Genomic DNA, 18,695 nt, shown 5'->3' with positions numbered 1-18,695 from the left:
TTCACAGGGTTTTCATGAATTCGATCAGCGCGCGTTTGTCGACGTCCGACAATTGCGTGCCGTACAGGTGACCGCTGTTGTGGTTGCCCTCTTGGCGCGTGTCGTAGTTGAAGTCGGCCGAGGCTTTGGCCTGGGCGCCGCTGCTGACGAAACCGACGTTGACCGGGTCGTAGATGTCCGAGCCGGTGATGAACGCCTGCGGGCGTTTGTCCGGTGTTTGCAGCAAGTCCCACAGGGTCGGCACCGAGCCGTTGTGCAGGTACGGCGCGCGCAGCCAGATACCATCGGTGGGCGTGTTGCTATAGCTCTGGGTCTTGCGGTACGCGCCAAAATCGAACGGCGGTTTCTTGAAGCTGTGGAACGCCGCGACCAGCCCGGTGGTAAAGGAATTGAGCCGGTGCGGATCGGTGCCCAACTGATCGATGTTAGTGGTCACTTGTCCGGTGTCGGCACGGCCGAAGTCGTGACAACCGGCGCAGTTGCTTTCCCAGATCGGTTTGCCTTGCGCGACTTTGGCTTGATCCAGCGCCCACGGCCACGCCGGAGGTTTGCGCCCAAGCAGCCAATTGGTCACGCGGTTGAAGCTCGGCGGCAGCACCGATTCCGGCGTTGCACCGACGGCCATCGCGGCGGCGTAATTGCGTTCGTGGATCTTGTTGTTATTGCCGTCCCAGTGCAGGTACATCGATTCGCGGGGTTTCTGGTTCCACACTTGCGGCAGATCGACGGTGCCGATGGTCGAGTCATCCGGGAAGCCGAACACCACCATTTTCGTCGGGTTGAAGGTGTCGGTACGCCCCGGGCCCTGTTGCGGGCGCAGCTTCTGCCAGGCGTAGGCTTGCTTCTGTTTGAGCAGCGCGCTTTTCGCCATCGGCATGATCAGGTAGCGGTTGTAGAGGCGCTCGAAGAAGCCCAACTGGAACTTGGCATTGATCGCTGTCATGAGTGCGTCAGTGGTGAATTTCGGATCGCTGGCGCAATCGTAGGCGAACCACTGGAAGGCTTGCAGTTGCAGGGTGTTGGCCGGTGCACTGGCGACATTCACTGCGACGTCGCTGGAATTCGCGCGATAGGAGCCGGTGTGGCACAACGCGCAGTTCGGCTCGACCGTCGGGTAGCCAATCTGTCGCTTGGCCATGCCGATCGGCAGGTCTTTGCCATTCTCGAACAGGAAACCGAAGACTTCCCAGCCGCCGGGTTTGGGCATTTTTTCCGGGCACATCTGCGGCAGCACAGCGAACAGGTAATACGGGATTCGCGCCTCAATACCGAGACCGATAGCGGCGTATTTGTAGTGGTCCTCGTCGGAGGCGTATTCCTGCTCCGGCACCACGCGCAGCATCTGATACCAGGTCTGGTAGCCGATGAATCCCAGCAGCAACACCACGACCAGAGTTCCAACCTTGAACGCATGACTCTGCCAACGCCGCGCCCAACCGGCGCGCCATTCACGCCAGCCATCACACAGCAACGCCACGGGCCGATTGGCCGGTGTGTTGCCCAGGTACAGCAGGATGCCGAGGATCAGGAAAAAGCTCAGATCACCCATCAGCATCGGCACAAATACCGAACCCTGGCTGCTGGTGTTGATCAGGTAAATCCAGAACGCCACGGCGATCAAGCGCGTCAGTACGCACAGCCATGAATGCACCACGTAGCGCGGCGCATTGAAGCCCGACGGCATGTACAACACGCTGATGCCTACCAGCAGCATCCCGGCGTTTTCCAGCCATGGGTCGGAGAGTTGCGGCGGCAGGCCGACCACCGAAGTGAGCAACCCCGGCGCGAACAGCGCAGGGATCGCGAACACCATGTTCATGGCGATGCCGATCCAGATGAAGCGTTGAAACCAGCGGATGTAGCTGTCCATATTGTCCTTGTCCTTGCAATGACCTAAAGAAGACACCTTGATGGCTTTTGTGGCGAGGGAGCTTGCTCCCGCTCGGCTGCGCAGCAGTCGTAAATCGATGCTCACGGTCTTTCTGAACGACCGCACCGTCTGGTTTCGGGGCCGCTTCGCAGCCCAGCGGGAGCAAGCTCCCTCGCCACAGGTAAAACACCATCAGCCGAGGGCCGTTTTCTCCAGGTGTTCAAGGATGATCGGGTAGACATCGACCACTGCGTTCTTGCCGAACATGCAGTCGATATGCCCGTAGCCTGGCACCACATGCCGGCTGTAGCGCTCAGGTCCATGGACATCGCAAACGCGCTGGTAAGTCTTCAGCGTGCTTTCCGGCAGATAACACTGATTGTCGGCGCCGCTGATAAAGCAGATCGGCATGCTCAGCCGTTCGAAGTGCGGCATGTACACATCCTGGCCTTTGAAATCCACCAAATGGCCTTTGCGCACGATCAACGCCAAGTGCTCGAAAGTCTGAATATTCGACTCGCCGAACAACTCGTGCAGGTTGTCGTGCAGGGTTTCATTCAGGGTGTCGTGGCGGTACAGCGAGGCGTACATGAAGGTGATGCGGTGACAGACCGGGTTGGTGCAATAGCCCTGCGCTTCGATTCGCGCGTAGCCGTTGAGGGCCTTGTCGTAGAGCTTGTTGAACCAGTTTTCCTTGGTGTCGGCGTAAGCGGTCATCGACTTCACACCAATCGCATCGAGCATGCCCGGCAGGTGCAATCCGGCCTTCAGCCCGGTCGCAGTCGCCACCACCGTGTCGGCGGCAATCTGCGAACACACCACCGAACGCACACCTTGCAGGCCGGCCAGCAGCGACATGAAAAACGTCGTCGCGCCGTAGCAATGCACCACGCACTGCACGTCTTTGGCCTGCGTCTGTTGCTGAATCTGCGCGATCGCAGCCTTGAAGTCGTACTGGGCGATCTGATCGCCGTTGCACTCCTTCTTGCTCGCCGGCAACAGAATGCTCACGCGGAAATCCAGTAGCCAGACGTCGTAGTCGTGCTTGCACAGATACTCCAGCAGATTGGTCTGGATGGTGTCGGTGGAGAAGATATTCGAACCCACGCCCAGCCCATGCACCAGCATCACCGGGCCTTTGCTGCCGGCCTGATAGCGGGTCAGCCGCAGCTCGACGCCGTCCTCGGTGGGGAAAAAATGCACTTGCGGCGTCGGCGCATCCAGCGGCCGTTTCAGACGTGGCGGTGCGTCGGGGTTGAAGTAGATATCCCCGGCAAATACCCCGCCGTAACTTTCCCAGAGAATCCCGGAAAAGAACTTGCCGAACCGCGCCAGCCCTTCGATACGCTCACGCTCGTTGCGCGCGTTGAGCACTTTCATGGTGGTCATCTGTTTGGCGAAATCGGTCGGTTTGATGTGCATCACCCCCGAGCCAATCACTTCACCGGACTTGTCCGAACCGCGATACAGCGTTACGTAGAGGGTGCTGGTGTCGTGCCAGATGTTCAGCACGCCGTTGTCTTCCGGCACGGTTTTGAACGCGCTGAAAAAGTAGTCGCTGCCGTCCTCGGCGGTCAGCTTCATGTCGTACTTCATGTGGCGCGTATCGACTTGCTCCTCGAATTGTTCGAACAGATTGAACACGCCGTTGCTGGCGGTCAGCGGCTCTGGCGACAACGCCGGAGCGATGACCGTGCCGACGATGGTTGCGGCGTGTTCCGGCTCCTTGATCATGCGGTTCAGGTCGTTGGCGGTGATGGTCAGGGTGAAATCGATCGGCGAATTGTCCGCCTCACCGCGTTTGGCAGCGGCTTCATAGACTTTAAGATCGGTGCTCTGCGCGCCAGTGAATGCCTCGGAGAAATAGCCTTTCATGGTCTCGGTGAACTGCACGCCAAGGGTCGGCGGCACTGCCGGTTTGCGCGGCGCCGACGGCAAGGTGTAGTCGATTTGCCAGCCTCGATCAGCGGCGAGCAAAGCCATGTTGCGCTCACTGACAGCGGAGATAGTCAGCAGCGGATTGACCGCCAGCGACGTCGGGATCACCGCGCCGTCGGTCACATACAGATTGGCATACACATCGGTGCCGCTGGCGCCGCTGAACACCTGGCCCTTGTGATTGACCACGCCTTGCCCGGCGTCCGCGCCCATCACGCATCCACCGAGCGGATGCACCGAGACGATGCTGTGCTTGAGCAACTTGGTCCAGATCGGATTTTCCACCCAGATCCCGCCCAGCGCCTCGGTGCTCTGGTGCAAACGCTGGTTGCCGAGTTTGACGTTTTCCTGCTCGCCGACGCCCGGCCAGTCGATGCGCAGCTGATCCTTGTTATCCAGCAGCATCCGGCCGTTGCCGCTGTCGTGGCTCATGATCAGATAGGTCTGCATGTTGTGCAGCGCGCCGTAGTACGGGCCACGCAAGAAGCTTTCGACTTCGCGCTCCTTGTACTTCACCTTGGCACTGAAACTTGTGTCGGTTGGCTCGCCGATCATCTCGGCAAAACCGGCCATCGCCGGCACCATCGGCCGACCGAGTGCCCCGGGGATCGAGCCTTCCTCGATGACCATGCGGCTGCGCCAGTCGCCTTCGGTACGCATGTCGATCACCGAAGTAATGCACGGGCCGACCGGCTGCAGTTCCTTGGCCGGGTGCGCGCCGAAACCGATGCCGTTGATGGTCTGTTCGCAGTTGTGGCCGAAGCCGAGGATGTCACCGTTGCCGCTCATGTTCTCGCCGAGCTGAGCCGACATCGCCAGGCCTTTGTCCCGCGAGCGCAGGAGAATTTCCGTGGAGCCGAGGGTCCCCGCCGACACCACAACAATGTCGGCTTTGACGAACAAGGTCGGCGCATCGAATTTCTCGCGGCCGCTGTCCAGATACTGAAAGTGCACGATCCAGCCGTTACCGTCGCGCTCCAGATGGCGCACCTGGGCCTGACAGAAAATCTCCGCGCCATGGTTGCTGGCGTCCGGCAGGTAATTCATCAGCGTGGTGTTCTTGGCCTTGTTGTTACAGCCCGAAACGCAGTCGCCGCAGTGGTTGCACGGCAGTTGCTCGACGCCGACGTGGTTGAGGTTGTTCGGCAGTTTGTCGAAGGTCACGTTGATCGGCGGCTTGTAGAAATGCGCGCCTTGCTTGAGAAAGTCCGCAGACTTTTTGTTGGCATCGAGTTTCGGCAGATTTGGCGCAGTGCTCGGGTATGGATTGGGTTTGAGCATTTCCCGGGCGCGGGCGTAGCCGTCCTTGAGCAGCGTGTCGCGGTGTTCGCGCACCTCCAGCGGCCAGCGCGGATCGTCGAACACGCCCGGCTCCGGCTCCAGCGCGACGTTGGCATTGATCAGCGACGTGCCGCCGAGGCCGCAACCGACCACCACGTTCTGCTGCGCATTGACGTGCAGGTCGAACAGTCCGGTGCGTGAGCCAATATGCCCGTCCGGGTCGTGCACCTGCAGCTCTTCAGTCGCGGCAATCATGGTGTTGGGGTATTCGCCGGGCTGGATTTCCCGGCCGCGCTCCAGCAGGCAGACCGTTTTCCCCGCTCGGGACAGGCGCGAAGCGGCAATGCCGCCGCCATAGCCGGAGCCGATGACGATCACGTCGTAGTGTTCTTTGATGGCGCTGATGGGCGTAGCGATCCGGGTCATGAGGTAGTTCCTCTATCAGGCAGATGAGGGCAACTCTGCGGTTGCCTGCAATCAATGGGCGAACGGGCACCTGGCCACCGGCAATGCGCGGCGGCAGAACAGCGATGTGAACGTGATCGAGCAGCTAGAGGCGGGCGCGCTGATTGGCGGCGCGGCGCAACGTGCGCTGACGGGGAATCGGGGGCGGGCTGTGTGGCGGGATATCCATCACGCGTTCTCCCTGAACCAGATGTGGATAAGTGACGGCTGTCCTTGTGCCATTGCAGTGAAGACAGCGGTCGGATCTAAGTCAAGGCAGGGGTTTAGAACTGTATGAAATGTGATCAATAGCGATTTGGACTATATACAGCGGGGGTTGCAGGGTTTGGTGTACAAGTTATCCACATAGATACCCTCAGGTAATGGGGACAACTGTGGGTATCGTGCAAATCAATCGGTGGATATGTGTAGAAAAAGCGTGACTTATTCAGAAGGAGGGTTTGCCGAGTGGATTGAGTATTTTTTGATCGAAGCTCTGAAAGCGCCGTTCTACTTGGCTTATAGAGGATAGCGAACACGTTATCCACAGAAGCACCAACAGAGATCGGGGGTAACTTTGGGGTGTCTGTGGAAAAGTGCTGAGGGCCTTGAGATATAAGAGCTTTGGCGAGGTTTACAGGGCTGATCGAGTGGATTGCTCATTTTTCAACCAGCACACTGAAAGCCACGTTATATATGGCTCTCAGACAATAGCGAACATCTTATCCACAGAAGCGCCAACAAAGATTGTGGGTACTTTTAGCTTTGTGGATGGTTTGATATCTGCTTGCCCTCACCCCAGCCCTCTCCCAGAGGTAGAGGGGGCCTACGGTGGTGAACTTGCGAGGTACATCGACCTGAGCGTTCGCCGCGACCTTAAACTGGCTAAAGCAAGGCAATTGAATCCTGGCAACCCAAGGCCACCACTGAAGTCGCAGGTCGATGTACCCGGCCAATCCCCCTCGGTCAGTCCCCTCTCCCTCCGGGAGAGGGCTAGGGTGAGGGGCTCTTCAGCGTACAACGCCTTCCTCAATCAACAATTTGAGAATAGCCTCCGCACCAGCCTCCGCACTCAAACCCTTAAGCACCTGCCCCCCGCCGCCACTGGCTTTAGCGGTGGCGGCTTTCATCCGGTCAGCGCCGCTTTTGGCTTTGATCACTTTCAAGCGCTTGGGTCGTGGTTTGGCCGGTTGCAGCGTGGCCACCGCCAGCAACTCGTCATCCACCACCTCAACATCATCAGCCTGCAACACCCCACGCCGCGCCGGCCCGTAAGCGCTCTGCCGAGGCTTGGGCGCTGCGTTATCCACAGTCGCCAGAAACGGCAGCTTCACCTTCAACCGCCGTCGTTGCCCGCGCGGCAATGCTTGCAGCACCAGCGCCGAACCCTCACTGATCGACTCAACCTGCGCCAAACCCACCACCAGCGGCCACCCCAGCCCTTCGGCGAGCAGGAACGGCAGCATCCCCGAGCCTTCACCGGTTTCTGCCTGGCTACCGGTCAGCACCACCTGAGCACCAGCCTCACGCAAATAAGCCGTCAACGCCGGTAATGCATCTGCGCCAGCCGGTTGTTCCAGCACATGCATCTGCTCAAGGCCCATGCCCAAGTAGGCGCGTAGCGCGGGTTCCGCAACATCACCGGCATGCAGCACCTGCAAGTTATCCCCAGCCAGTTGCAAGCCCAGCTCCACGGCGCGCGCATCCTGTTCGGCACGACGTGGGCGACCCGAAGTCGGATGCGCACCGATTGAAACCAGACTGATGATTTTCGTGTTCATAAGCGTTCCTTAAGCCGCATCGCGCTTGGCTTCGTTGCGGTAAGCCTCTACCGCGGCGATCAAGGCCTGAAGAATCTCCGCGCTCTCGCCGATCACCGACAAGTCGGCACGTTTGATCATGTCGCAGCCCGGATCAAGGTTGATCGCCACGACTTTGTCGCAGGCGCCGATGCCTTGCAGATGCTGAATCGCCCCGGAAATCCCCACCGCCACATAAACCCGCGCGGTGACCCAGGTGCCGGACGCGCCGACCTGGCGGTCGCGGGCCATGAAGCCATCGTCCACCGCCACGCGTGAGGCGCCTTCGGTGGCGCCCAACGCTGCGGCAGTCCTGTGGAAAAGCTCCCAGTCACGAACACCATTGCCGCCGGAGAAGATGAACTCGGCTTCGGCCATGGGAATCGCCCCCGGATCGACCGCCACTGCGCCGAGATCCTCGATCCGCGACAAGCTGCGCGCGACGCCTGTGGATAACTCTACCGGCAGCGCTTCATGCCGCGTTTCACTGACCGGCTCGGCACATTCGGCGGATGCGAGAATGAGCCGTGCGACCGGACGCGCCAAGTCTTGTAACCCCGCGCCAGCCCGTCCGATGCACTCCTGATCCTTGACCTGCCATACCCGTGTCGCCGGGCGCTCGCCGATAGCCGCAGCAAACCTGCGACCGAGTTCGCCGCCACCACTGCGACTGTCCGGCAGCAGCCAATGACGCGGACTGAACTGATTATCCACAGCCCGCAAACCCTGCACCCGTTGCTCCGGTGCATAACCGCTGAATGCTTCGCCTTCGAGTACCAGCAAGCGATCAACGCCGGCCGTGGCGAAGGCGCTCTCTTTATGTTCACCAAACACCACCGCCAACACCGCGCCATCGCTGCCAGCCAATTGATGCGCCAGACCCAGCAAGTCACGATCATGACTGCTCAAACGGCCGCCAACCATGTCCGGCACCACGCTGATGTAGAACGCCGGCGCCGGCACCTGATGCAGCGGCAACTGCACTTCCACAGCGGCAGAACGCTTAGTCGCCCCGCCCTGTTGCGCGCCGCTGCGATCAATCCGCTTGATGCCGTTCGGCCCGATGAAACCGATGCCGTGCAGATTTTTGCGAATGACGCCGTTGGGCCCCATCCAGCTATGTTGCGCCGGTTGCATCGCCGCATGCAGCGGATGCAGACGGTTGCGTGCGATCCATTCAGCGCGCGGGTCGCGGCGGATAATGTCGCTCATCAGTGGGCCTCCGCAGGTTCACGTTTGGCCGAGGTGGCGGGTTTGTTTGGCGCAGCGTCTTCGAGCAGCGCGTCGGCCACCAGCTCGGCAATGTCCTTGATCAACGGACGCGGTTCGACCACGCCTTCGAGCATCGCCGTGCACTGTGGACAACCCACTGCCACCAGTTCGGCGCCGGTCTCGCGGATGTCATCCATGCGCATGTCAGGAATCCGCTGCTTGCCCGGAATGTCGGTAATCGGCGCCCCGCCACCGCCACCGCAGCAGCGCGAACGGAAACCGGAACGTTGCATCTCTTTCACTTCGATGCCGAGGGCGCGCAGCACTTCGCGCGGCGCCTCGTATTCGCCGTTGTAGCGGCCGAGGTAGCACGGATCGTGATAGGTCACGCTGCTGCCTTTGTGCTGACCGAGGTTCAGCGCGCCTGCACCGATGATTTCCGCCATGTAGGTGCTGTGGTGCTGCACCAGGTAGTTGCCGTCGAAGGCGCCGTACTCGTTTTTCAGCACATGAAAACTGTGCGGATCGCAGGTGACAATGCGGTTGAAGCTGTATTTGGCCAGGGTCTGGATATTGCGCTTGGCGAGTAACTGGAAGGTCGCTTCATCGCCGAGACGTCGAGCGACATCACCGCTGTCACGCTCTTCGAGACCGAGCACCGCGAAATCGACTTTGGCCGCTTTCAGGACTTTGACGAACGCGCGCAAGGTGCGCTGGTTGCGCATGTCGAACGCGCCGTCGCCGACCCAGAACAACACGTCGGTGGCTTTCTTTTCGCTGAGTAAAGTGAGGCTCAGATCTGCTGCCCAGTTCATCCGCCCACCCGGTGCGAAACCGCCGGGGTTGTCGGTGGCGATCAGGTTTTCGAGGACTTCGGCGCCCTTGTTCGGGGTTGCGCCTTTTTCCAGAGTGAGGTGACGGCGCATGTCGACGATGGCATCGACGTGCTCGATCATCATCGGGCATTCTTCGACACAGGCGCGGCAGGTGGTGCATGACCACAATGTCTCTGCATCGACCAAGCCGTTGACGATTGGCTGGTGCGGATTGCCACTGTGTTCGCCGACGGGTTTTCCGCTGCCGTTAATTGAAGGGTAAGGACTGCCGGCGAACTTGGCATCGGTGCCGCCCGCGAGGCCGACCACCATGTCCTGAATCAGTTTTTTCGGGTTCAGCGGCTGGCCGGCGGCAAACGCCGGGCATGCAGCTTCACACTTGCCGCATTGCACGCAGGCGTCGAAACCGAGCAACTGATTCCAGGTGAAATCCTTGGGTTTCTCAACGCCCAGCGGCGCAGTCGGATCGTTGAGATCCAGCGGTTTCAAACCAGTGGAACGGCCGCCGCCAAAGCGCTCGGCGCGACGGTGCCAAGCCAGATGCAAGGCACCAGCGAAGGCGTGTTTCATCGGCCCGCCCCAGGTCATGCCGAACAGCAATTCCGACACGCCCCACAGCACGCCCACCCCGAGAATCGCCGCCAGCAACCAGCCGCCGAAGTTCTCCGGCAGAATCCCGGCCACCGGCAAGGTCACCAGAAAGAACGACGCCGAGAACGCCAGCAGGCTTTTCGGCAGGCGCATCCACGGGCCTTTCGACAGCCGCGAAGGCGGGTGGCGTCGACGCAGATAAACGAAGATCGCCCCGACGAACATCACCGCTGACATGACCAGCAGCGCGTAGCCGAGGATGCGGTTATGCAGGCCGAAACCATGAACCAGAATCGCCAGCACAATCGACGCCACTGCGCCGCCGGCCGTTGCCACGTGAGTGTTGGCGATGTATTTGTCCCGCGCCACGACATGGTGCAGATCGACCATGTAGCGCTTGGGCATGGCCAGCAGGCCGCCGACCAGATCGACCTTCGAGGCACGACCCCGACGCCACATGGCCACCCGCCGTAGCGCGCCGAGGACAGCCAGGCCCAGGGCGGCGAACAACAGGATTGGAAGAAGGGTGTTCAACATGGTGAAGCTCCCACCAGTACAGCTTGGAGAAACACGGTGTATATGTAGGAGCTGCCGCAGGCTGCGATCTTTTGATCTTGCTTTAAACAGAAAAAGTCAAAAGATCGCAGCCTTCGGCAGCTCCTACAGGTTTTGTGCAAGGTCTTAGAAATCCTTGCAGAGGCGCAGGGCGTCGTAGATTGCGGCGTGGGTGTTGCGCTGCGCCACGCAGTCGCCGATGCGGAACAGCAAGTAGCCTTCACCCGTGGTGCTCAGCGATGGCTGCGGCTTGATCGCGAACAGCGCGTCGATGTCGATCTGGCCTTTGTTGCGCGATCCGTCCTTGAGCCCGTAATACAGCTCTTCGTCCGGACGCACGCCGTTTTCCACCACGACTTGATCGACCACACGCTCTTCTTTCGCGCCGGTGTATTCGTTCTCCAGCACCGCGATCAGTTTGTCGCCTTCGCGGTAGACCTTCTCGAGCATCATGTCGCCGGTCATGATCACTTCTTTCGGGTACATGCTGCGGTAGTAGGTCGGGAACGACGTACCGCCGATAGCCACGCCCGGTTTGATGTCGTCGGTGACGATCTCGACCTGGCTGCCCTTGTCCGCAAGAAAGTCGGCAACCGACATCCCGGTGAACTCGCAAATCGTGTCGTAGACCAGCACGTTCTTGCCCGGCGCAACCTTGCCGTCGAGCACGTCCCAACTGCTGACCACCAGCCCTTCAGCGGCGCCCCAGTGTTCGTTCTGCTCAAGGAATGGATGACCGCCAACCGCCAGCACCACCACGTCCGGACGCAAGTCCATGATCGTCGCGACATCGGCAGCCGTGCCCAGACGCAGATCGACTTTCAGCCGCGCCAGTTCCAGCTGGAACCAGCGCGTGATACCGGCGATCTGGTCACGCTGCGGCGCTTTCGATGCGGTGGTGATCTGCCCGCCGATGAATTCTTTCTTCTCGAACAACGTCACGTCATGGCCACGTTCGGCGGACACGCGCGCCGCCTCCATCCCGGCCGGGCCTGCACCGACCACCACCACTTTGCGTTTGACGCCGGTGGATTTCTCGATGATGTGCGGCACGCCCATGTATTCGCGGGAAGTCGCGGCGTTCTGGATGCACAGCACGTCCAGACCCTGGTACTGACGGTCGATGCAATAGTTGGCGCCGACGCACTGCTTGATCTGGTCGATCTGGCCCATTTTGATCTTGGCGATCAGGTGCGGGTCAGCGATGTGCGCTCGAGTCATGCCGACCATGTCGACGTAACCGCCCTCGAGAATGCGTGTGGCCTGATTCGGATCCTTGATGTTCTGCGCGTGCAGAACCGGAGCTTTGACGACCTCTTTGATCCCCGCAGCCAGATGCAGAAACGGCTCCGGTGGATAACTCATGTTCGGGATGACGTTGGCCAGAGTGTTGTGGGTGTCACACCCCGAACCGACCACGCCGATGAAGTCGAGCATGCCGGTGTCGTCGTAGTACTTGGCGATCTGTTTCATGTCCTCGTGAGACAAGCCGTCCGGGTGGAACTCATCACCGCAAAGACGGATGCCGACGCAGAAATCGTCGCCGACTTCCTTGCGCACAGCCTTGAGTACTTCGAGGCCGAAACGCATGCGGTTCTCGAAGCTGCCGCCCCATTCATCGGTACGTTTGTTGACGCGCGGGCTCCAGAACTGGTCGATCATGTGCTGGTGCACGGCGGACAATTCGACGCCATCCAGGCCACCGGCCTTGGCGCGGCCAGCGGCAGTTGCGTAGTTACCGATCACGCGCCAGATTTCTTCCGGCTCGATGGTTTTGCAGGTCGCGCGGTGTACCGGTTCACGGATGCCCGACGGCGACAGCAGAGTTGGCCAGTGCTCACCGTCCCAACGCGAACGGCGGCCCATGTGGGTAATCTGAATCATGATCTTGGCGCCATGCTTGTGCATGGCGTCGGCCAGATTCTGGAAGTGCGGGATGATCCGGTCGTCCGCCAGGTTGACCGATTTCCACCAGCCTTGCGGGCTGTCGATGGCCACGCTGGACGAACCGCCGCAAATCGCCAGGCCGATGCCGCCCTTGGCTTTCTCTTCGTAATACTTGACGTAGCGGTCGGTGGTCATGCCGCCGTCGGTCGCGTAGACCTCAGCGTGGGCGGTGCTGAGCACGCGGTTGCGGATGGTCAGTTTGCCGATCTGGATCGGCTGGAACATTGCTTCGAAAGCCATGGCGGGTTCCTCGACTTACAACGGCTTGACGGTGAACAGGCCGTCGTCGTGGCCTTCTTCGGAGCCACCGTAGACTTGCTCGGCAACCGTGCGGATCTTGCTGCCGCGCGCCTGAAGAATCTGATCCATCGCACCGGCGAACCAGCCGGTGAACATGTAATCGACCTTGCGCCCGACCTTGCCGTACACGTAGACGAACGCCGAGTGTTCGAGCTTGACGCTGGCAGTGCCTTTGTCGAGGTCGATGTCCTGAATCTTGAACAGGCCCCAGCCGCGTTGCGACAGGCGCTTCATGTAGTGCTCGAACACCGCAACGCCTTCCAGACCGTGGCATTCAGCTTCTTTTTCACACCAGTGCCAGGCGGATTTGTAGCCGGCCTTGTAGAGGATTTCCGCGTAGGCGTCGGCGCCCAGCACTTCCTCGATACCCATGTGGTTGTTGACGAAAAAGTGCCGTGGTACGTAGAGCATTGGCAGGGCGTCGGAGGTCCAGACACCGGTTTCGCTGTCGACTTCGATTGGCAATTGCGGGGCGATCTTGGCCATGGAAACTTGACTCCAGAAAAATGATGGTTCAGTGGTGGCCGCGGCCCTCACCCCAGCCCTCTCCCGCAGGAGAGGGGGCAGTTCGGCGGCGGTCTGTCGAAAGCGTTACTCGCCCCAGACGTCCTTGAGAACGTTGACCCAGTTTTCGCCCATGATCTTGCGCACAACGCGCTCGGAGTGGCCGCGCTTGAGCAGGGTTTCGGTCAGGTTGGGAAATTCGCCGACGGTGCGGATGCCCAGCGGGTTGATGATCTTGCCGAAACTGGTCAGACGCCGGGCGTAGCCCTTGTCGTGGGTCAGGTATTCGAAGAAGTCCTGGCCGTGGCCCTGGGTGAAATCGGTGCCGATGCCGATGGCGTCTTCGCCGACGATGTTCATCACGTATTCGATGGCTTCGGCGTAGTCGTCGATGGTCGAATCGATGCCCTTGGCGAGGAACGGCGCGAACATGGTCACGCCAACGAAACCGCCGTGGTCAGCAATGAATTTCAGCTCTTCATCAGACTTGTTGCGCGGGTGCTCCTTGAGCCCCGACGGCAGGCAGTGGGAATAGCAGACGGGTTTTTTCGATTCGAGGATGACTTCCTCGGAGGTCTTGGAACCGACATGCGACAGGTCGCACATGACGCCGACGCGGTTCATCTCGGCAACGATTTCGCGACCGAAACCCGACAGGCCGCCGTCACGCTCGTAGCACCCGGTGCCGACAAGGTTTTGGGTGTTGTAGCACATCTGCACGATGCCGACGCCGAGCTGCTTGAACACCTCGACATAGCCGATCTGGTCTTCAAACGCATGGGCATTCTGGAAGCCGAAGAGGATGCCGGTCTTGCCCTGCTCCTTGGCGCGACGGATGTCGGCGGTGGTGCGCACCGGCATCACCAGGTCGCTGTTTTCGCGGATCAGCTTCTGGCTGGCGGCGATGTTGTTGACCGTCGCCTGAAAGCCTTCCCAAACCGACACGGTGCAGTTGGCCGCCGTCAGACCGCCCTTGCGCATGTCTTCGAACAGCTCGCGGTTCCATTTGGCAATGATCAGACCGTCGATAACGATGCTGTCGGCGTGTAATTCGGCTGGGCTCATCAGGCGTCCCCTTATTGGCAATCCATGCGCCGAATCGTCTGCCGGCGCTTTGGGGCCAGCATATGCCTCGGTGCAGCAGCAGCCGGGTGCAAAAACGACAGGGGAATTGCCGAAAGCGTCAATCCGCGACAAAGGGTCGCCAGCCGGCCCGACCGACCACCTGTTCAAGCCCGCTTCCTTGGGCCAGAATCTCCCGCATCTTGGAAACATCACCGGATTAGAGCGGCGACCTCAATGAAATCGATCTTCCTGGCCCTGACACTGATTGCGACCGGCGTACACGCTGCTGAAGAGTCCGACAACAACCCGTGTGACGCGGTCGAAAACGACGTGCAAACCCTGGAATGCTCGACCTACAGCCGCACCACGGCCGAAGACCTGCTCAAGGAAAACTACACAAGCCTGGCCGAGCGCATGCAGACCGCCTACGGCAAAAACCCGACGCAACTGGCCGACATCACAGCCAAAATCAAAACCGCCCAGCAGCAATGGCTAAAAACCCGCGACGCCGATTGCGCGGTAGAAGCCTTCCCGGCGACGGACGGCAGCAAGGCATTCAAGATTGCGCAGAATGATTGCGTGGCCCGGATGAGCGATGAGCGGTCGGAGTTTTTGGAGTCGATTGGGCAGGAGTGAGTGCTTGAGCTGTAAGCTGCACCCCTTCACCCAAAAAAGGGATTCTCATGAACATCTGCGGTATCGAAATCAAGGGCAGTGAAGCGATCATCGCTGTGGCCTCGCTCGACGGTTTGACCTTGAGCCATGTGGCCCTGAGCACCAAGAAAATTGCCCTCGATGATGACGACGAAGCGGCCAACGTCAAACGCTTCGCCGCGCAGGTGGCGTCGTTTGTGCGCGAGAATTCGATTGATCGGATTGCGATCAAGAAGCGCAGCAAGAAGGGTGAGTTTGCCGGTGGGCCGACCACGTTCAAGATTGAGGGAGTGTTTCAGTTGCTCGATGGTTGTGAGGTGACGCTGCTGTCGCCGCAGACGATCAATGCGCAGGCGAAGAAGCACAATTTCGAGCTGCCGGGGACGTTGAACAAGTATCAGCATGAGGCTTACAAGGCTGCTTGCTCGGCACTCTTGAAGAAGTAACCAGTTTTTCTGACAGTGAAGATCAAATGTGGGAGCCAGCCTGCTGGCGATGAGGGAGTGTCAGTCGACAACATTGTTGCCTGATACACCGCCATCGCCAGCAGGCTGGCTCCCACATTGTTTTTGTGTACATCCATTACGCTTGTGCAGTACGTCGATCTTCGCGTGGGCAGCGGGCAAATTTCGCCCGGTAGCTGCGGGTGAAGTAGGACGGGGACTCAAACCCGCAGGCGATGCTCACTTCCAGTACGCTCATATCGGTCTGACGCAACAATTGCCGGGCCTTCTCCAGCCGTAAGCGCAGGTAGAAGTTGCTCGGCGTGTCGTTCAGATGCAGGCGAAACAAGCGCTCCAATTGCCGTCGCGTGACCTTGATCGATTCCGCCAGTTGCAACGTGCTCAGCGGCGGCTCGCTGTGTTGCTCCATCTCGCCGATCACATGCACCAGTTTCTTGTTGTTGATGCCGTAGCGGGTGGCGACCTCCATGCGTTGGTGGTCTTTGCGCGGGCGGATGCGCCCGAGTACGAATTGCTCGCTGACCTCGATTGCCAGTTGCGGGCCGTGGGCCTGGGCGATCAGATCCAGCATTAAATCGATGGAAGCAGTGCCGCCCGCCGAGGTGATGCGCCGGCGGTCGATCTCGAACAATTCCTGGGTGACGCTGAGCTGTGGATAAGACTCTTTGAAGGCGTCGATGGCTTCCCAATGGAGGGTCAGGCGATGGCCGTCGAGCAAACCGGCTTCAGCGAGGACGAAGCTGCCGGTGTCGATGGCGCCAAGAATCACGCCTTCGTTATCCAGTCGGCGCAGCCAATGCTCCAGCGCAGGGGTGGCAAATTTCAGCGGTTCGAAACCGGCGACCACCAGTAACGTCGCGCCTTTCTTCAACGGTTCCAGCGCCGCATCGGCGTTGACCGACATCCCGTTGCTCGCCAACACCGCCCCGCCGTCGATGCTCAGCACGTGCCAGCGATACAACTCGCCACGAAAACGGTTGGCTACTCGCAGCGGCTCGATGGCGGAGATGAAGCCGATGGCGGAAAACCCTGGCAGCAACAGAAAGTAGAAATCCTGAGACATGGCGCGCACTCGATTCGCGGGTAACGAGAGGGAGGGTAGCGTGCAGCGTTGATACGCCAGTTGCGAGCGGCATTCAAGAGCACAGGTCGCTACAGTGCAAGTGCCAGTCGCCCTAGTGCGTTTGCACGGCGCGCTGGCTGCGTAACTTTGCATCACCGGCACGCAGATGGCGGAAATCACAATAACGACCTGCCGAGGAACCCGACATGAAACGACTGATCAGCAGCTGTGTTCTTGCACTCAGTGGTACTGCGTTTTTTAGCGCCAGCGTCATCGCCGCCGAACCCGCGTCGTGCAAAAACGTGCGCATGGGCGTGGTCAACTGGACCGACGTGATCGCCACCAGCGCCATGACCCAGGTACTGCTAGACGGCCTCGGCTACAACACCAAACAAACCAGCGCCTCCCAGCAGATTATCTTCGCCGGGATTCGCGATCAGCGGCTGGATCTGTTCCTTGGCTACTGGAACCCGCTGATGACTCAAACCATCACCCCGTTCGTCGACGCCAACCAGGTCAAAGTCCTCGAAGCGCCAAGCCTGAAAGACGCGCGCGCGACTCTCGCTGTGCCGACTTATCTGGCCGACAAGGGCCTGAAGACTTTTGCCGATATCGCCAAGTTTGAAAAAGAACTCGGCGGCAAGATCTACGGCATCGAACCCGGCTCGGGGGCCAATACGCAGATCAAGGCGATGATCGCCAAGAACCAGTTCGGCCTCGGCAAATTCCAACTGGTCGAATCCAGCGAAGCCGGCATGCTCGCAGCGGTTGATCGCGCGGTACGCCGCAAGGAGGCTGTGGTGTTCTTCGGCTGGGCGCCGCACCCAATGAACGTCAACGTGCAGATGACTTATCTCACCGGCAGCGAAGACGCCCTCGGCCCGAACGAAGGCATGGCCACGGTGTGGACGGTCACGTCACCGAAGTACGCCGAGCAATGCCCGAATATCGGACGCCTGCTGACCAACCTGACCTACACCGCCGAAGACGAGAGCCGGATGATGCAGCCGCTGCTCGATCACAAGGACGCCTTTGAGTCGGCCAGGCAATGGCTCAAGGATCACCCGCAGGACAAGCAGCGCTGGCTCGAAGGCGTGACCACTTTCGACGGCAAACCAGCGGCGGAAAACCTGCAACTGACCACCAAGTAACCCGTAACCGAATCAACGCTTCGCAGCCCCACCGGGCTGCGAACAGACCCAACACGCCTGAAGGAAACCGCCTCATGAACCACGACGTCATCATCACCTGCGCACTCACCGGTGCTGGCGACACGACCGGCCGCAGCCCGCACGTGCCGGTCACCCCGAAACAGATCGCCGCCGCAGCGGTGGAAGCGGCCAAGGCTGGCGCAACGGTTGTGCATTGCCATGTGCGCGATCCGCAGACCGGCAAGTTCAGCCGCGACGTGGCGCTGTACCGCGAAGTCATGGAGCGCATTCGCGAGGCTGACGTCGACATCATCGTCAACCTCACCGCCGGCATGGGCGGCGACCTGGAAATCGGCGCCGGCGAGAACCCGATGGAGTTCGGCCCCAACACCGATCTGGTCGGCCCGCTGACTCGCCTTGCCCATGTGGAGGAACTGCTGCCGGAAATCTGCACGCTGGATTGCGGCACCCTGAACTTCGGCGATGGCGACACGATTTATGTCTCGACCCCGGCGCAACTGCGCGCCGGTGCCAAACGCATTACCGAACTCGGAGTGAAAGCCGAGCTGGAAATTTTCGACACCGGTCACCTGTGGTTCGCCAAACAGCTGATCAAGGAAGGTTTGCTCAACAACCCGTTGTTTCAGCTGTGCCTGGGCATCCCGTGGGGCGCGCCGGCCGACACCACCACCATGAAAGCCATGGTCGACAACTTGCCGGCAGACGCGGTGTGGGCGGGTTTCGGTATTGGCCGGATGCAGATGCCAATGGCGGCGCAAGCGGTGCTGCTCGGCGGCAACGTGCGGGTCGGGCTGGAGGACAATTTGTGGCTGAACAAGGGTGTGCTGGCGACCAATGGCCAACTGGTCGAACGCGCCAGCGAAATCCTCAGCCGCCTCGGCGCCCGCGTACTGACGCCGGCTGAAGGTCGCAAGAAAATGGGCCTGACCCAGCGCGGCTAATCCAACTCCCCCCTGTAGGAGCTGCCGAAGGCTGCGATCTTTTGATCTTGATCTTCAAA

General features: G+C 60.2%; 13 protein-coding genes. 4 read left to right on the top strand and 9 right to left on the bottom strand.

Going from position 1 to position 18,695, the window contains the following annotated elements; all coding sequences use genetic code 11:
- Position 1: 1 nt before the first annotated feature.
- The 8 genes from ACOI8A_RS14580 to ACOI8A_RS14545 form a co-directional block, all read right to left on the bottom strand.
- Entirely contained in the window at positions 2–1,870 is a 1,869-nt protein-coding gene (locus ACOI8A_RS14580) for a hypothetical protein (RefSeq protein WP_420647277.1), read from the bottom strand.
- A gap of 192 nt (positions 1,871–2,062) precedes the next feature.
- Positions 2,063–5,515 carry a GMC family oxidoreductase N-terminal domain-containing protein gene (locus ACOI8A_RS14575; RefSeq protein WP_420647278.1) on the bottom strand — a complete coding sequence of 1,151 codons (3,453 nt, stop codon included), beginning with the start codon at positions 5,513–5,515 and terminating at the stop codon, positions 2,063–2,065.
- Positions 5,516–6,543: 1,028 nt separating this feature from the next.
- On the bottom strand, positions 6,544–7,314 hold the full coding sequence (locus tag ACOI8A_RS14570; protein ID WP_420647279.1) for an electron transfer flavoprotein subunit beta: 771 nt from the start codon (positions 7,312–7,314) through the stop codon (positions 6,544–6,546).
- A gap of 9 nt (positions 7,315–7,323) precedes the next feature.
- Positions 7,324–8,544, bottom strand: a complete 1,221-nt coding sequence (locus ACOI8A_RS14565; RefSeq protein WP_420647280.1) for an electron transfer flavoprotein subunit alpha/FixB family protein — start codon at positions 8,542–8,544, stop codon at positions 7,324–7,326.
- The gene (dgcB, locus tag ACOI8A_RS14560; protein ID WP_420647281.1) at positions 8,544–10,508 is read right to left on the bottom strand and encodes a dimethylglycine demethylation protein DgcB; all 1,965 of its coding nucleotides are present in this window, start codon (positions 10,506–10,508) and stop codon (positions 8,544–8,546) included. Before dgcB ends, ACOI8A_RS14565 begins: the two co-directional genes overlap by 1 nt.
- 144 nt (positions 10,509–10,652) lie before the next feature.
- Entirely contained in the window at positions 10,653–12,713 is a 2,061-nt protein-coding gene (gene dgcA / locus ACOI8A_RS14555; RefSeq protein ID WP_420647282.1) for a dimethylglycine demethylation protein DgcA, read from the bottom strand.
- 15 nt (positions 12,714–12,728) lie between these two features.
- Positions 12,729–13,259 carry a DUF5943 domain-containing protein gene (locus ACOI8A_RS14550; RefSeq protein WP_008033249.1) on the bottom strand — a complete coding sequence of 177 codons (531 nt, stop codon included), beginning with the start codon at positions 13,257–13,259 and terminating at the stop codon, positions 12,729–12,731.
- A gap of 105 nt (positions 13,260–13,364) precedes the next feature.
- The gene (locus ACOI8A_RS14545; protein WP_007911246.1) at positions 13,365–14,342 is read right to left on the bottom strand and encodes a dipeptidase; all 978 of its coding nucleotides are present in this window, start codon (positions 14,340–14,342) and stop codon (positions 13,365–13,367) included.
- A 234-nt stretch (positions 14,343–14,576) separates the two neighbouring features.
- On the opposite strand from ACOI8A_RS14545, the gene ACOI8A_RS14540 reads away from it, so the two are divergent.
- Positions 14,577–14,978, top strand: coding sequence for a lysozyme inhibitor LprI family protein (locus tag ACOI8A_RS14540; RefSeq protein ID WP_420647283.1), 402 nt, complete (start codon positions 14,577–14,579; stop codon positions 14,976–14,978).
- A gap of 47 nt (positions 14,979–15,025) precedes the next feature.
- The gene (locus ACOI8A_RS14535; RefSeq protein ID WP_420647284.1) at positions 15,026–15,442 is read left to right on the top strand and encodes a DUF3010 family protein; all 417 of its coding nucleotides are present in this window, start codon (positions 15,026–15,028) and stop codon (positions 15,440–15,442) included.
- A 136-nt stretch (positions 15,443–15,578) separates the two neighbouring features.
- Here the strand turns inward: ACOI8A_RS14535 and ACOI8A_RS14530 are convergent, their stop codons facing one another.
- The gene (locus tag ACOI8A_RS14530) at positions 15,579–16,523 is read right to left on the bottom strand and encodes a GlxA family transcriptional regulator (RefSeq protein WP_420647285.1); all 945 of its coding nucleotides are present in this window, start codon (positions 16,521–16,523) and stop codon (positions 15,579–15,581) included.
- A gap of 206 nt (positions 16,524–16,729) precedes the next feature.
- On the opposite strand from ACOI8A_RS14530, the gene ACOI8A_RS14525 reads away from it, so the two are divergent.
- Positions 16,730–17,674: a choline ABC transporter substrate-binding protein gene (locus ACOI8A_RS14525; RefSeq protein ID WP_420647286.1), complete on the top strand. Its 945-nt coding sequence runs from the start codon at positions 16,730–16,732 to the stop codon at positions 17,672–17,674.
- A 74-nt stretch (positions 17,675–17,748) separates the two neighbouring features.
- Positions 17,749–18,636 carry a 3-keto-5-aminohexanoate cleavage protein gene (locus tag ACOI8A_RS14520; RefSeq protein WP_420651471.1) on the top strand — a complete coding sequence of 296 codons (888 nt, stop codon included), beginning with the start codon at positions 17,749–17,751 and terminating at the stop codon, positions 18,634–18,636.
- Positions 18,637–18,695: the final 59 nt, after the last annotated feature.

The organism is Pseudomonas sp. P4795 (assembly GCF_048822895.1).
Taxonomy (GTDB): domain Bacteria; phylum Pseudomonadota; class Gammaproteobacteria; order Pseudomonadales; family Pseudomonadaceae; genus Aquipseudomonas.
This window is presented reverse-complemented; position numbering and strand designations above follow the sequence as displayed.